This window comes from Sinomonas sp. P10A9, from assembly GCF_041022165.1.
GTDB classification, from domain to species: Bacteria; Actinomycetota; Actinomycetes; order Actinomycetales; family Micrococcaceae; genus Sinomonas; species Sinomonas puerhi.
In genome coordinates, this window is record NZ_CP163302.1 from 1,870,991 (window position 1) to 1,884,862 (window position 13,872).

9 protein-coding genes are annotated in these 13,872 nt (G+C 70.2%); 5 read left to right on the forward strand and 4 right to left on the reverse strand.

The genetic code is table 11. From position 1 onward, the window contains the following. The first annotated feature begins 324 nt into the window (after window positions 1-324). A complete protein-coding gene (locus AB5L97_RS08495) occupies window positions 325-1,548 on the forward strand; it encodes a phage major capsid protein (protein WP_369047181.1) in 1,224 nt (407 codons plus the stop codon). Window positions 1,549-2,602: 1,054 nt separating this feature from the next. Here AB5L97_RS08495 and AB5L97_RS08500 read toward each other — a convergent pair. Further along, a complete protein-coding gene (locus tag AB5L97_RS08500) occupies window positions 2,603-2,824 on the reverse strand; it encodes a DUF7455 domain-containing protein (protein ID WP_307956574.1) in 222 nt (73 codons plus the stop codon). A gap of 293 nt (window positions 2,825-3,117) precedes the next feature. On the opposite strand from AB5L97_RS08500, the gene AB5L97_RS08505 reads away from it, so the two are divergent. After that, the gene (locus AB5L97_RS08505; RefSeq protein ID WP_369047182.1) at window positions 3,118-5,223 is read left to right on the forward strand and encodes a DNA gyrase/topoisomerase IV subunit B; all 2,106 of its coding nucleotides are present in this window, start codon (window positions 3,118-3,120) and stop codon (window positions 5,221-5,223) included. Between the two features lie 54 nt (window positions 5,224-5,277). Here AB5L97_RS08505 and AB5L97_RS08510 read toward each other — a convergent pair whose 3' ends face one another. Further along, entirely contained in the window at window positions 5,278-6,279 is a 1,002-nt protein-coding gene (locus tag AB5L97_RS08510) for a M56 family metallopeptidase (protein ID WP_369047183.1), read from the reverse strand. 22 nt (window positions 6,280-6,301) lie between these two features. After that, complete coding sequence (locus AB5L97_RS08515) at window positions 6,302-6,673, reverse strand: BlaI/MecI/CopY family transcriptional regulator (RefSeq protein WP_369047184.1); 372 nt, start codon at window positions 6,671-6,673, stop codon at window positions 6,302-6,304. 252 nt (window positions 6,674-6,925) lie between these two features. Between AB5L97_RS08515 and AB5L97_RS08520 the strand changes: the two genes are divergently transcribed. From AB5L97_RS08520 to cydD, 3 genes are read left to right on the forward strand one after another with little or no spacing between them, the layout of a single operon-like run. Beyond that, a complete protein-coding gene (locus tag AB5L97_RS08520; RefSeq protein ID WP_369047185.1) occupies window positions 6,926-8,566 on the forward strand; it encodes a cytochrome ubiquinol oxidase subunit I in 1,641 nt (546 codons plus the stop codon). 13 nt (window positions 8,567-8,579) lie between these two features. Further along, window positions 8,580-9,644 carry a cytochrome d ubiquinol oxidase subunit II gene (gene cydB / locus AB5L97_RS08525; RefSeq protein ID WP_369047186.1) on the forward strand — a complete coding sequence of 355 codons (1,065 nt, stop codon included), beginning with the start codon at window positions 8,580-8,582 and terminating at the stop codon, window positions 9,642-9,644. A 6-nt stretch (window positions 9,645-9,650) separates the two neighbouring features. Then, window positions 9,651-13,247 carry a thiol reductant ABC exporter subunit CydD gene (gene cydD / locus AB5L97_RS08530; RefSeq protein WP_369047187.1) on the forward strand — a complete coding sequence of 1,199 codons (3,597 nt, stop codon included), beginning with the start codon at window positions 9,651-9,653 and terminating at the stop codon, window positions 13,245-13,247. Window positions 13,248-13,316: 69 nt separating this feature from the next. Here the strand turns inward: cydD and AB5L97_RS08535 are convergent, their stop codons facing one another. Beyond that, window positions 13,317-13,835: a DinB family protein gene (locus tag AB5L97_RS08535; RefSeq protein WP_369047188.1), complete on the reverse strand. Its 519-nt coding sequence runs from the start codon at window positions 13,833-13,835 to the stop codon at window positions 13,317-13,319. Window positions 13,836-13,872: the final 37 nt, after the last annotated feature.

The window sequence follows — 13,872 nt, forward strand, 5'->3', positions numbered from 1 at the left end:
TGGCCCGCGCGGACATGCCCGCGTCATAGAGGGACCCCACGGGCCCCCGGAGTAGTCTGGATGCACAACACTTCGGCAGCCGCCGAGGGGCCGTGAGGGCAGCGCGACACGCACCCGATGGCATCTCTTCCCGGCTGAGCGGAGCGGGATCCCGCCGATGGTCCGGCAGCGCGTGACGCACCGGGCCGCAGCGCCGCCGATGGCCTCGCGAGCCGTCAGGGATTGGCGCCAAGGCACGGCCCGCAGGCCCGCAGCCACCCATCCATCCACGGGCGGTTCGCGCCTTGTCGGGCCGCCTGCTCCGTTGCAGGAGATGAATCACCAATGTCCGCTCTCATCGAAGAGTTCGTCGCGAAGCGGGAGGCGTGCATCGCGGACGCCCGCGCCATCGTCGATGCCGCCGAGCGGCAGCACCGCAGCCTCACCACCTCGGAGGACGAGAGGTTCGCGCAGCTGCTCGCCGACGCCGACACCTACCGGAGCCAGGCGGAGAAGTTCCAGGGGTTCCGCGACCAGGCCGACGCCGCCGGGAACTTCTACGCGCAGCTCGGGCACCGTTCCGGGCCCGGGAACGACGAGATCAGCGACAAGTTCCGCGAGGTCATCCGCTCCAACAGCCGCGAGCCCATCGAGGTCCGGGACACGTCCCGCCGGACCATCTCCCAGCCGGGCATCGAGCTGCGCGCCCTGTCCACGTCCACGGCCACCCTGCGCCCGACGAACATGTACAGGACCATCGTCGAGTCGATGACGGAGACCAGCGCCGTGCTGAGGGCAGGGGCGACCCTGCTCACGACGGACGACGGCGGGCCCCTCGTGGTGCCCCGCTCGACCGGGTTCTCCACCGCCGCCATCGTCGCCGAGGGCGGCGCCATCGGGCTCTCCGACCCGACGCTGGGCTCCGTGACGCTCGGCTCCTACAAGTACGGCGTGCTCGTCCAGGTGAGCTACGAGCTGCTCCAGGACACCTCGGTGGACCTCGCCGCGTATCTGGGCCGGGAGACCGGCACGGCCATCGGGATCGCGCTCGGGAACCACCTGATCAACGGCACCGGCACGGGCCAGCCGCGCGGGGTGATCCTCGACGCCACGGTGGGGGTGACCGGGCCGACCGGCACCGCGACGACGCTCGGGGCGCAGGGCACCGCCGGGCAGGGCGCGGATCTGCTCAACAACCTCGTGGGGTCCGTGGCCGAGCCGTACGCGACCTCGCGGGCGTCGGCGTTCCTGCTCCGCAACGCGTCCCTGACCCTCGTCAGGAACCTGAAGACGACGCAGGGCGACCTCGTCGGCCCGCAGTACATCGCCACGTCCCCGTCCCCGTTCTACGTGGACCCGAACGTCCCGGCGATGGCCGCCAACGCCAAGTCCGTCCTCTACGGCGACTGGTCCCGGTATTTCGTCCGGTTCCAGAATGGGATCAGGTTCGAGCGCTCCGACGACTACGCCTTCAACACGGACCAGGTCACCTTCCGGGCGCTGCTGCGGGCGGACGGCGCGCTGATCGACACGAGCGCGGTCAAGTGGTTCGCGAACAGCGCAACATGATCGCCTGAGAGTGCGGCGTCAACGTCACCCCGGGCGGCATGTTTCCTCCTCCTAAATGGGGCCGTCCGGGGATCGATGGCGTGGATGGGCCTGTTGTGCGGCCTGTGTGAAGCGCCAGCGCCGCCACCGCGACCCCCCTCCCCGACCCCCTGCATCGGGTCCGTGGGAGGGCGGGCCGCCACCCAGAACCTCTGAAACAGCCCCCAGGAGGGCAGCCATGGCCCGTACGACGACGAAGACGGTCCGGATGACCGTTCACATCTCCGGGGTCCGCTGGGGCCCTGACGGGCCCGCAGAGTGGCCCGACGCCGGTGGCACCGTCGAGCTGCCCCGAGCCGAGGCCCTCGACCTCATCGCCGCCGGACACGCCGAGGACCCCGACGCCGTGGTACTAAAGGCCGCGCCCGAACCGAGGCGGAAGGCACCCGTGGGACGGAAGGCCATCAGGCCTCTCGTGAAGGGAGCTGCTCAGCAAAGAGGGGCCCCTTGGACAGAAAGCCGTCCCGGGGGCCCCTTCTGATGCACGCTCAAAGAGGTGGCATCGAATACTTCTCTGCCGTGCTCCTGAACACCTCGCACGGCCAACGTTGTCCGCAACTCGCGCACGTGCCCGGCTGGAAGCTGCCACGGGTCGAGTGCATAGTTGCGAATGTCAGGTCCGTCTCCGCATCCATGTTCGGGACGATGGATCCCGAGCCCTGTGCCCGAATCCGCTTAAGCAGTTCCGACCGGTACGCCTCAACGTCTACGCTCATACCTGCAACAGTAGGCGATGGTTCAATTTCTTCCTCGCCACGGCACACCGAGGCTCTCTACTTCTTCTGTGAGACCTTGGAGTCAGTCCAGGATATTTCACCCAACAGCGTCCTATCCGGGTAGCTGGAACTACCGGGATTGAGGGGACTTTGCACAGCGTTCAGGCGGCTAGAGTGCGCGACTACCTGGACTGAGTCAGGCACGTGAGAGGGCCCGGACACCTTCGGGTGTCCGGGCCCTCTCACGTGGTGCTTCAGCGGGACGCTCGCCCGCGGCGAGTTCGGCCCTCTTCGCTCAATCAGTCCTCGGCAAGCGCGACCTTGTCGGTCAGCCGGCTCGACTCGTCGTGCCACATCGATGCCAGCGGACGCAGGGTCGGCTCGACAGCGCGGGCGTGGTGGGCGCAGAACTGGAGTGCTCCACCCGATGCTTCCAGGACCACCCGCACATAGGCTTGGGCGCCACAGCGGTCGCAGCGGTCAATGGCGGTCAGGGTGGGATCCGCGAGTGCTGCAGTCATCTCAGCCTCCTTAGCTCTTTCACCGGGTGCTGGTACACGGTTCATTACATCTAACACCGGCACACCGCGGTTTTCTGCCAAGGATCCGCAACTTTCGCTCGCGGCGTATTGCAGTTCGGACACAGCCTGGGCGACGTCGGCCACGGTTCCATGCACACCGAGAGCCGCTGCCGATAACTGGCGGGCGGCGGACTAATCTTGCTCTGTACCCTGTCAAGACCACTGGGCCGGCCCGCACAGCACAGCGCTGCCCGCCAGCCCGCAACAGCACCACCCGAAGGAGTCCCGCGCGCGTGACACCGAGTTCTGAATACACCGCCCGGCACCTGTCCGTCCTCGAGGGACTCGAGGCCGTTCGCAAGCGGCCAGGGATGTACATCGGTTCGACCGACTCGCGCGGCCTCATGCACTGCCTGTGGGAGGTCATCGACAACTCGGTCGACGAGGCTCTCGCCGGGTTCGGCCACGAGATTGCCGTCATCCTCCATGCGGACGGCTCTGTTGAGGTGCACGACGACGGCCGCGGCATCCCAGTCGACATCGAGCCCAAGACCGGCCTGAGCGGCGTCGAGGTCGTGTACACGAAGCTGCACGCCGGTGGAAAGTTCGGCGGCGGCTCCTACACGGCGTCGGGCGGTCTCCACGGCGTGGGGGCCTCGGTCGTCAACGCGCTGTCGGCCCGGCTCGACGTCCAGGTGGACCGCGGCGGGAAGACGTACCAGATGTCGTTCCGGCGCGGCGAGCCCGGCCGGTTCAAGGACGCGGCCCGACCCGGCCCGGACGCGCCCTTCGAGCCGTTCGTCAACGACTCCGTGCTCGACGTGGTCGGCAAGGCGAAGCGGGGCGTGACGGGCACCCGTGTGCGGTACTGGGCGGATCGTCAGATCTTCACGCCGGATGCGAAGTTCTCCTACGACGACCTCGCGAACCGCGCCCGCCAGACCTCGTTCCTCGTGCCCGGCCTGCGGATCACCGTCCGCGACGAGCGCGGGCTGCCGGGAACGCCGGGCGCCGAGGGGCCGCATGAGGAGGTGTTCCACCATGATGGCGGCATCTCCGAGTTCGTCGAATACCTCGCCATCGACGCGCCGGTCACTGACGTCTGGCGGCTCCATGGCACCGGGACGTTCTCCGAGACGGTTCCCGTGCTCGACGAGCAGGGGCACTCGCGCATCGCCGAGGTCGAACGCTCGTGCGAAGTCGACGTCGCCCTGCGCTGGGGGGTTGGGTACGACACGGCGCTGCGCACGTTCGTCAACATCATCGCGACCCCCAAGGGGGGCACCCACCAGGCCGGCTTCGAGGCCGCGATCCTGAAGGTGTTCCGCAAGTCCGTCGAGGCCAACGCGCGCAAGCTCAAGGTGGGCAACGACAAGATCGAGAAGGACGACGTCCTCGCCGGCATGACGGCCGTCCTCACCGTGCGGCTCGCCGAGCCCCAGTTCGAGGGCCAGACGAAGGAGATCCTGGGCACGCCCGCGGTCCGCCAGATCGTCTCACGCGTGGTCGAGAAGGAGCTTGGCGCCAAGCTTTCCTCGACCGCGCGCGGCGACAAGAACCAGAGCGCCGTGCTCCTGGAGAAGGTCGTCAACGAGATGAAGTCGCGCATCACCGCGCGGGTCCACAAGGAGACGCAGCGGCGCAAGACGGCGCTCGAGACCTCGACGCTGCCGGCGAAGCTCATCGATTGCCGCACCGACGACACGGCCCGCTCCGAGCTGTTCATCGTAGAGGGCGACTCGGCGCTCGGTACTGCCCGGCACGCGCGCTCGAGCGAGTTCCAGGCCCTCCTGCCGATCCGGGGCAAGATCCTCAACGTCCAGAAGGCATCGGTGGGGGACATGCTCTCCAACGCCGAGTGCGCTGCGCTCATCCAGGTGGTCGGCGCCGGCTCCGGGCGGAGCTTCGACATCGACGTGGCCCGATACGGCCGCGTGATCCTCATGACCGATGCCGACGTTGACGGCGCGCATATCCGCACGCTGCTGCTCACCCTGTTCTTCCGGTACATGCGTCCCATGGTCGAGGCCGGGCGCGTGTTCGCTGCCGTCCCCCCGCTGCACCGCGTCGAGGTCGTCAACCCCGGCTCGAAGCCGAACGAGATGGTCTACACGTACTCGGACGCCGAGCTCCACCGCGTTCTGGCGCGTCTCGAGGCCGAGGGGCGCAAGCACAAGGAGCCCCCGCAGCGCTACAAGGGCCTCGGCGAGATGGATGCGGACCAGCTCGCGGAGACCACGATGGACCCCCGGCATCGCAGCCTGCGGCGCGTGACGATCGAGAGTGCCCAGCGCGCCGAGGAGGTGTTCGAGCTGCTCATGGGCTCGGACGTGGCCCCGCGCAAGGACTTCATCGTGACCGGCAGCGGCCAGCTCGATCGTGAGCGGATCGACGCGTAGCGCGACGGGCCTCGCCTGAGTGCGTCGCGCCTGAGGACCTCGCGCGACGGGGCGTCAGACGAGGCCCGGTGCGAGGAGCAGGACCGTCGGAACGGCGATGAGCATCAGGCTCGCCGTGAGGACGATCGCGGTGGCGCCCTTCCCGAGCGGGGGCCGCGGCGACAGGAGCCTGCTGAGGCGCCCGGCGATGTCGACGCCGTTCGTGTCGAAGGCACCGGCCGCGAGGCCCGAGTCCGCTTCCGTCTGCGGGGAGGGACCGCCCCGTGCCCGCCGGGCGCCGTCGGACGCGGATGCCGAATGCTCGGCATCGCCCACGGCAACGAGGGCAATCGCGCGGATGAGGACGTCGTCCGGGGCTGTGCGCCGCGCGACGTCGTCGGCGAGCATCTCAACGAGTGAGTTGACGGACTGCCGCGCGAGGCGGCTCGTCGGCAGCCACGGCAAGGCTGATCGCCAGGCCTCGAAGGCCCAGAGGAGCAGGTGATGGCGCTGGGTGAGGTGGGCCCGCTCGTGGCTCACGACAGCGTCGAGCTCCTCGGGCGCGAGGGTCTCCATGAGTCCGTCGGAAAGGACGGTCACGGACCGGGACCCGCCGGGCAGGCAGTAGGCGACGGGGGCAGGATGGCTGATCACCCACGTGCGCTCTAGCGCGCCGGAGGGCGCGCTCAGGAGGAAGAGCAGCTCGCGGTGCCGGTGCCGCTGGGCCACGATCCGCGCGTAGGTCAGGAGGAGCGTGAAGACAAGGTGCAGGCTCAGGAGGGCCGCCGCGCTGAGCGCGAAGAGGTGCCAGAAGCGGAGCTCGGCGGTGGACTGGTTGGCGACGACGATCGTCACCGCGCGGCGCACCGCGGCCACGAGGCTGTCGCCGAGCGGAGACAGCCCATAGACGAGCATCGCGCCGATCATCGACAGCCCCCCGGCGAGCGCGATCGACTGCCACAGGACCATCGCGGCGAAGGGGGAGCGGGCGGGCCAGCGGGCGCGCGAGAGCGCCACCGGCACCGGCCACGCGAGGACCAGTGCCAGCAGCGCGAGGAGGTAGGAGGCTACGAGCACGCGCCCACTCCGGCGGTGCGGATCAGCCGCGCGCCAGGAGCTTGCGGAGGGTCGCCGCCTCGGCCTCGGTCACAGAGCCGATGAACCGTGCGAGCACGGCCTCACGGTCGGGTGCGGTACCGAGCGCCTCGTGCATGAGGCGCGCTGTGTGATCCTCGCGGGTCGAGATGGAACGGTAACGGTGGGGCCGTGTGCCGCGCTCGCGCTCCACGAGGCCCTTCTTCTCGAGCCGGGACAGGACGGTGAGGACCGTGGTCACTGCCAGATCCTTGCCTTCCTGCCCTTGGCTCGCGGTCTGGGCCAAGCGATCACGGAGGTCATTCGCGGTGGAGGCCTCCGGGGCGGTCCACAGGAGGTCCATCACCGAACGCTCGAGTTCACCCAGGCTTGCCATGTTTCTTCCCAGTCCTTAGATGCAGTTCCGAAGATGCAGTTCCGACGCAGCCAACCCTTGACACGTCTACTCCATTCTACGCACGGTAGAACAGTTTCGTGGTGCTACGGCGCGAGCCGTTCGCTCACAGCGCGATCGGGACAACCTCGACCTTGCGCGAGAGATCCGGCACCTAGCAATGTTCTACACTCTGTAGAAGTCAATCTTTCTACGCAACGTAGAAGTTTAGTCGGCAGAACCGGGAGCATGTGCGTGGACGCTTTGGAGATAGCACGCTGGCAGTTCGGAATCACCACGGTCTACCACTTCATGATGGTGCCGCTGACCATCGGCCTGGGACTCGTCGTGGCGGTCCTGGAGACTGTGTGGGTCCGCACGGGCAAGGTCGAGTTCCTGAGGATGACCAAGTTCTGGGGCAAGCTCTTCCTCATCAACTTCATCATGGGCGTGGCCACCGGAATCGTGCAGGAGTTCCAGTTCGGCATGGCCTGGAGCGAGTACAGCCGGTTCGTCGGCGACGTGTTCGGCGCCCCGCTGGCCATGGAGGCGCTGCTCGCATTCTTCGTCGAGTCGACGTTCCTCGGCCTGTGGATCTTCGGCTGGAAGCTCCTGCGGCCGGGGCTGCATCTCGCCGCCCTGTGGATCGCGGTGATCGGCTCGGCGGTCTCGGCCTACTTCATCATCGTTGCCAACAGCTGGATGCAGCATCCGGTGGGCGTCAAGGTCGTGGACGGAAGGCCCGTCATGACGGACGCGTGGGCCGTCTTCACCAACAACACCGCGCTCGTCGCCGTACCGCACACCATCTTGGGTGCCCTCGGCGTGGCCGGCGGGTTCCTCCTCGGCATCGCCTGGTACCACCTGTGGCGCCGGCGCCATGATGGCATCGACACTGTCGAAGTCGCCCAAGAGGGCACGGCGCGCGGCAAGCAGCGCGTCGTCGTCGGCGAGGCCGTCGGTGTGGCTGGACGCGACCGCACGGACCATGCCGTCTGGCTCAAGTCCCTCCGGATCGGCGCCGTCGTCGCCATGATCTCCTTTGCCGGGACCGCCATCACGGGCGATCTCCAGGGCAAGCTCATGTTCGAGCAGCAGCCCATGAAGATGGCAGCCGCGGAGGCTGCGTGCCACGACGGCACCAGCTTCTCGGTCCTCTCCGTGGGCAACCTCGGGTCGAAGGACTGCTCGGACGTCGCAGCAGTCATCGAGATCCCGGGCCTGCTCTCCTTCCTCGCCCACAACGACTTCACCACGAACATCCAGGGCGTCAACAGCCTCCAGGACCAGTACAGGAAGGCCTATGGCACCGCGGTCCCGGACAACCCCATCTACGGCGACCGCGCCGGGCAGGCCATCAACTACGTGCCCGTGATGGAGGTCACCTACTGGGGCTTCCGGGCGATGATCGGGTTCGGCGGTCTCGCTGCGCTTGCTGCACTCATCGCGCTCGTCATCACGCGCAAGGGCACCGTGCCCGAGTCCCGCTGGCTCATGCGGCTGGCTGTCCTCGGCATCTTCGCACCGTTCGGCGCGAACGCAGCGGGGTGGATCTTCACCGAGATGGGGCGCCAGCCCTTCGTCGTCGCGCCCAACCCCGCCATGGCAGGCAGCGTCGACCAGGTGTTCATGTTCACAGCGGCCGCAGTGTCTCCGGGCGTGACGGCGGGGGAGATCCTCACGTCGCTCATCGTCCTGACCCTCCTGTACGCGGCCCTCATGGTGGTCGAGGTCCGTCTCCTCGTGACCTACATTCGCGGCGGCGTCGCGTCCGCCATGCCCGAACTCGCCGAGACCGCGCAGAAGCACGACGGCGGCCCGCACGACGGCGGTGATGGCACCGGCGGCGCCGTCGCCGAGAAGCCCGCCGACGACGTCCTGGCCTTCGCCTACTAGGAGGAAACGACTGATGGAAACCCTTCCCACAGCCCTGGGCACGACATGGTTCTGCGCGATCGCCGTCCTGTGGCTCGGCTACCTCTTCCTCGAGGGCTTCGACCTCGGCGTCGGCATGCACATGAAGCTCTTCGCCCGCGGTGAGCGTGAGCGGCGCGTGCTGCTCAATACGATCGGCCCCGTCTGGGACGGCAACGAGGTGTGGCTCCTGACTGCGGGCGGCGCAACGTTCGCGGCCTTCCCGCGCTGGTACGCCTCGCTCTTCTCCGCGCTGTACCTGCCCCTCACCCTCGCCCTCGTCGCGCTGATCTTCCGGGCCGTCGCGATCGAGTACCGGGGCAAGGTCCACTCCGACCGCTGGCGCACGGCGTGGGACTGGGCGCTTGCACTCGGCTCGGGCGTGGCCGCGTTCTGCGTCGGAGCGATGCTCGCACTCACGACGACGGGCCTGCCGCTTGACGCGAACGGCGACCGCGTGGGCGGGCCGTTCGTGTGGCTCAACGGGTACGCGGTGCTTGGCGGCCTCGCGGTCGTCGCGTTCGCCCTCGTCCACGGGCTCGCATTCCTCGCCCTCAAGACGGACGGCGAGATCCGCACGCGCGCCCATGGCGCGTTCGTCCGCTGGCTTCCCCTCGCAGTGCTCCCGCTCGTCGTCTGGGTCCTCGCAGTGCAGGTCCGCACGGGTGCCTGGTGGAGCTGGGCTCTGACGGTTGTCGCGGCGGCCGCAGCCGTCACCGCGTGGCTCCTGGGGCGGCGGGGCTCGGAGGGCCGCGCATTCATCAGCCTCGCCGCGTTCCTCGCCGCCGGCGCTGCGGCGATCTTCTCCGCCGTCTACCCCGTGGTGCTGCCCTCGACCCTCGATGCGGCGAACAGCCTCACCGTGGGCAGCGCGTCGTCGTCCGACTACACGCTGGGCCTCATGACAGTGGTCGCGCTCATCGGGCTCCCGCTCGTGCTCGCCTACCAGGTCTGGACCTACTGGGTGTTCCGCCGCCGGCTCACGGTGGACAGCATCCCCACGGCGCACTCGGTGGTTCCGGCGATCGTGGTCCGACTCGTCACGGGCAAGTCGGCCTAGGGCCCCATGCGACCGGAGATTCCCCTAGGACCCTCGACCCGCCGGGCGCTGCTGGGCCTCGGCCTCCTCGCCGCAGCCAAGGCTGTGGGGCTCATCCTCATGGCCCAGGGGATCGCCGCGGGTATCGCGGGGCTCGCGTCCGGGACCCCCGGCACGGGGACCGTCCGCGATGCGGCCCTGTGGGCAGCCGCAGGTGTCCTGGTCCGGGGCGTCGCACAGTGGGGAACGTCCGCGGTGGGCCGGTGGGCCGCCGTTGGGGTGAAGGAGGAGCTCCGCGCCGAGCTGATCGAGGCTGGGATGGACGCTGGAGGCACCGAAGGCCCTTCCGCGGACGACGGCGCGGACCGCGTCGCGTCGTCGCCCGCAGCGACCGCCGTGCTCGCCGGCCGGGGCCTCGACGCCCTCGACTCGCTCTACACGCAGTACCTTCCCGCGATGGTCGGGACCGCTACTGTACCGGTGCTGCTCGGGGCCCGGATCCTCGGCGCGGACTGGGTGAGCGCGCTCATCCTCGTGCTCACGCTCCCGCTCGTGCCCCTGTTCATGATCCTTATCGGGCGCCACACCGTCGGTGCGGTGTCGGAGGCCCAACAGGCGCTCCTGCGGCTCGGCTCACACCTGGTCGAGCTTGCGCAGGGCCTGCCCGTGCTCGTCGGCCTCGGCCGCGCACGCGAGCAGCGCGTGGCCCTCGGTGAGCTCTCCCGTGCCTACAAGGGCCGGACGATGGCAACGCTCAGGGTCGCCTTCCTGTCCTCACTGGCCCTCGAGCTCATCTCCACGATCTCTGTGGCCGTAGTGGCGGTTTTCATTGGCGTCCGCCTCGTGTATGGCGAGATGACCCTGGAGGCAGGGCTCCTCGCCCTCATCCTCGCTCCGGAATGCTTCCAGCCGCTGCGCGATCTCGGCAGCGCCCACCATGCGAGCGAGGACGGCACGGAAGCCCTGCGGCGCACGCGTGAGCGGTTGGCTGTGCCGCACGGCGCACGGCTCCTCTCGGCAGCAGAGCGGCCCGGCCGTGAACCGGGTCGCGACGGCGGCGGCCCGCAACAGCTGAGCGTGGAGCGGCTCTCCGTGAGGTACGACGGCGCGCCCCACGACGCCGCAGGGCCGCTCACCTTCACCGCTCCGGCCGGGCGCGTGACCGTGCTCGCCGGCCCCAGCGGCTCAGGCAAGACCACCATCCTGGCCGCGATCGCCGGGCTCGTGCGCGACGGCGCAGGGGCGGCTGTCTCGGGGACGGTGCAGGGCTCGGATCCTTCCGGGATCGCATGGGTCCCGCAACACCCGCAGTTCACGCAGCGCACCGTCGCGGCCGAGCTCGCGCTGTACGCGGGGAGTGCGGTCGATCGGGATGCGACGCTCACGGACGCCATTCTCCGCAGGCTCGGCCTCGCCGGGCTCGCCGACGCCGACCCGAGCGAGCTGAGCCCCGGCCAGCAGCGCCGCGTCGCGGTGGGCCGCGGCCTGGCCCGCGTCGCGGACGGGGCGGCCCTCGTGCTGCTCGACGAGCCCACCGCGCATCTCGATGGCGCCTCCGCGGACCTCGTTGAGCGGGCCATCGCCGCACTCTCGGGCCGCGCGACGGTTCTGCTCGTCTCCCACGAGACCCGAACGGCGGCCCTCGCTGACCACGTCATCGAGCTCGCACCTTCCGCTGGCACCGCATCCGAGAGGTTCCGCTCCGCGACGCCGGAGACGCCCGCCCCGACACGCGATGCGCCGGCGGTCACCACCGCGCCTCGTGGCGCGTGGCTACGCGTGCTCGTCTCCCTGATCCGCCCGGACGTCTGGAAATACGCCCGCGCGGCCCTTGCCGGCCTCGGATCTGCCGCAGCCGCAGTGGCCCTCTCGACGCTGTCCGGCTGGCTCATAGTGCGCGCTGCCGAACAGCCTCCGATCCTGTACCTGCTGACGGCGATCACGGGGGTGCGGTTCTTCGGCATCGCGCGGGCCGTGCTGCGGTACCGGGAGCGCCTGGTGCTGCACTCGGCGGTCCTGTCCACGCTCACCGTTCTGCGCGACCGGCTCTGGGGCGCGCTGTCGAGCCGTGGGCTCGCTGCGCGCCGGCTCCTGGTCCCCGGTGCGGCACTTGAATCCCTCGTCGGGGACGTCGAGGCGGTGCGCGATCAGCTCCCGCGGGTGCTGCATCCCCTCGCGACCGCGGTCCTCGTGGGCGCCGGCGGCGCCGTCGCCGTCGGGATCCTGCTGCCCGGCCAGCTGCCCGTGCTCGCGGCGGCCCTCGTGGTGTCGCTCATCGCCGCGCCGGCGGCGGCCCTGGCAGCGGACCGGCGCTCGGCCGTGCGCCTCCAGAGCGGCCGTGCACGCTTCCTGGCCCGGATGGGGCAGGCGCTCGCCGCAGCCGGTGACCTCGCGGCGAACTCCCGCACCGGCGCCGTCCTTGCCGGCCTCCGGTCGGAGGACGGAGCGCTCACCCGCCTCGAGCGCCGCGGGGCGGCGGCCGAGGGCCTCGCGCAGGGGATCGTCATTGCCGCGACCGGCATCGCGGCCGTCTTGACCCTCGTCACCGCCCACGCGGCGGGCGCCCCGGCAACCACGGTCGCCGCCGTCCTGCTGCTCCAGCTCGCCCTCGCCGAGCCGCTCGCAGCCGCGAGCACGGCCGTCCAGCAGCTTCCGGCACTCCGATCCGCACTCACGCGCGTCGCGGCGGAGGAGTCGGTGGGGGCCTCGCGGGCGGTGCCGGGCCGAGACGCGGCCCACACGGAGGCGGTGCGGCCGAACACTGGCCGGCCGAACGCAGTCCAGCCGAACACTGCCCGGCCGAGCACTGCCCACCCGAACGGAGCCGAGGCGGCCGCAGCACAGGCGAACACTGCCCGGCCGAACGCAGTCCAGCCGAACACAGCTCGGGCGAAGACAGCCCAGCCGACGACAGCCGGGACTGCGCTGTTGCGGCCCGACCCACGGGTGTCCGCGGCCGGACCCACGGGTGTCCGCCTCCGCGACGTGGGCGTCGGGTGGCCCGGTGGCCCCGACGTCGTCACTGGGCTGGACCTCGCGGCGGGGCCGGGGGACTGGGTCATCGTTGCGGGTCCATCCGGAGCCGGCAAGTCCACCGTGCTCGCGCTCCTCACGGGGTTCCTCAGACCGCGCCGGGGGACTGTCGAGGTCACCGGACCCGTGGCCTGGTGCCCTCAGGAGTCGCACCTCTTCGACTCGACCGTCCGCGGAAACCTCGCAATCGCCCGCGACCGCGACCACGCGCCGTCGGACGCCGAACTCGAAGAGGTCCTCGCGAGGGTCGGCCTGCTCGCCCATGTGCAGACCCTCCCGTACGGCCTTGAGGCGCGCATCGGCAGCCGTGGGTCCTTCCTCTCGGGCGGCCAGCGGCAGCGGCTCGCCGTGGCGCGCACTCTGCTCGCGGGGGCCGAGACGGTGCTCCTCGACGAGCCGACCGCCCACCTCGACGCGGAGGCCGGCCTCGAGCTCGTCGCCGCGCTGCACGAGGCGCTCGCCGACCGGACCGTCATCATGGTCACCCATCACGCCTCGGAGCTCATGCCGGGGGACGTGCTCGTGGAGCTCGGAGCGCCGCGCGCTGACTCCGCGCACGACGCCGGCCTGTCGGCGCAGCTGGCCCGCTGAGCCCCGGCGGCGGGCACAGTCCGCCGGGGACAGTCCGCCGTGGAAGGCCGAGGGGGTCTGTGCGCCCGTTCAGGCCTTGACGTCGTGCAGGTGGTGCTCGACGTCGTGGAGGAAGTACCGCGCGAGCGTCACGACCGTGAATTCGCTCCCGTTGCTGCGCAGGCCGCGCCGGCCGAACGCCTCGTCGGGGACGCCCGCGAACGCGTCCCGGGCCAGGGCGCCCTGCTCGGCCAGTTCGGAGCGGACGGTCCGGGGATCTGCGCCGGCATAATCCTTCTCGCGGGCAGTCGCATCCTGGTCCCAGTCCGCGAACCGCGCCCCGTCCTCGGCGAGGATGAGGTCCAGACGCCGGCGGAATAGCTCGAAGACATCACGCACGTGGCACGCGTACTCGAGCGCCGACCAGGTCGACTCGTCCGGGCGCACCCGCACGTCCTCGCGGATCAGCGCCGCATCCCAGCGCGGCAGGGTCGCTTCCACGCGCCGCGCGACGTCCTGCGGGGTCAGCGAGTCGGGGTCGAATCCGCACTCGGGGCAAGGATGGTCGAGGACCCAGGTCCAGTCCTTGGTGTCAGGGGTGATGGCCATGGCGGCAGTCTAGCCCGCGGTCCGGAAGGGCCCGACC

Excerpts from the sequence above, each read along its gene's own strand:
- AB5L97_RS08535 (WP_369047188.1), bottom strand. The coding sequence starts at position 13,835 with ATGGCCATCACCCCTGACACCAAGGACTGGACCTGGGTCCTCGACCAT.
- cydB (WP_369047186.1), top strand. The coding sequence starts at position 8,580 with ATGGAAACCCTTCCCACAGCCCTGGGCACGACATGGTTCTGCGCGATC.
- AB5L97_RS08495 (WP_369047181.1), top strand. The coding sequence starts at position 325 with ATGTCCGCTCTCATCGAAGAGTTCGTCGCGAAGCGGGAGGCGTGCATC.
- cydD (WP_369047187.1), top strand. The coding sequence starts at position 9,651 with ATGCGACCGGAGATTCCCCTAGGACCCTCGACCCGCCGGGCGCTGCTG.
- AB5L97_RS08515 (WP_369047184.1), bottom strand. The coding sequence starts at position 6,673 with ATGGCAAGCCTGGGTGAACTCGAGCGTTCGGTGATGGACCTCCTGTGG.
- AB5L97_RS08500 (WP_307956574.1), bottom strand. The coding sequence starts at position 2,824 with ATGACTGCAGCACTCGCGGATCCCACCCTGACCGCCATTGACCGCTGC.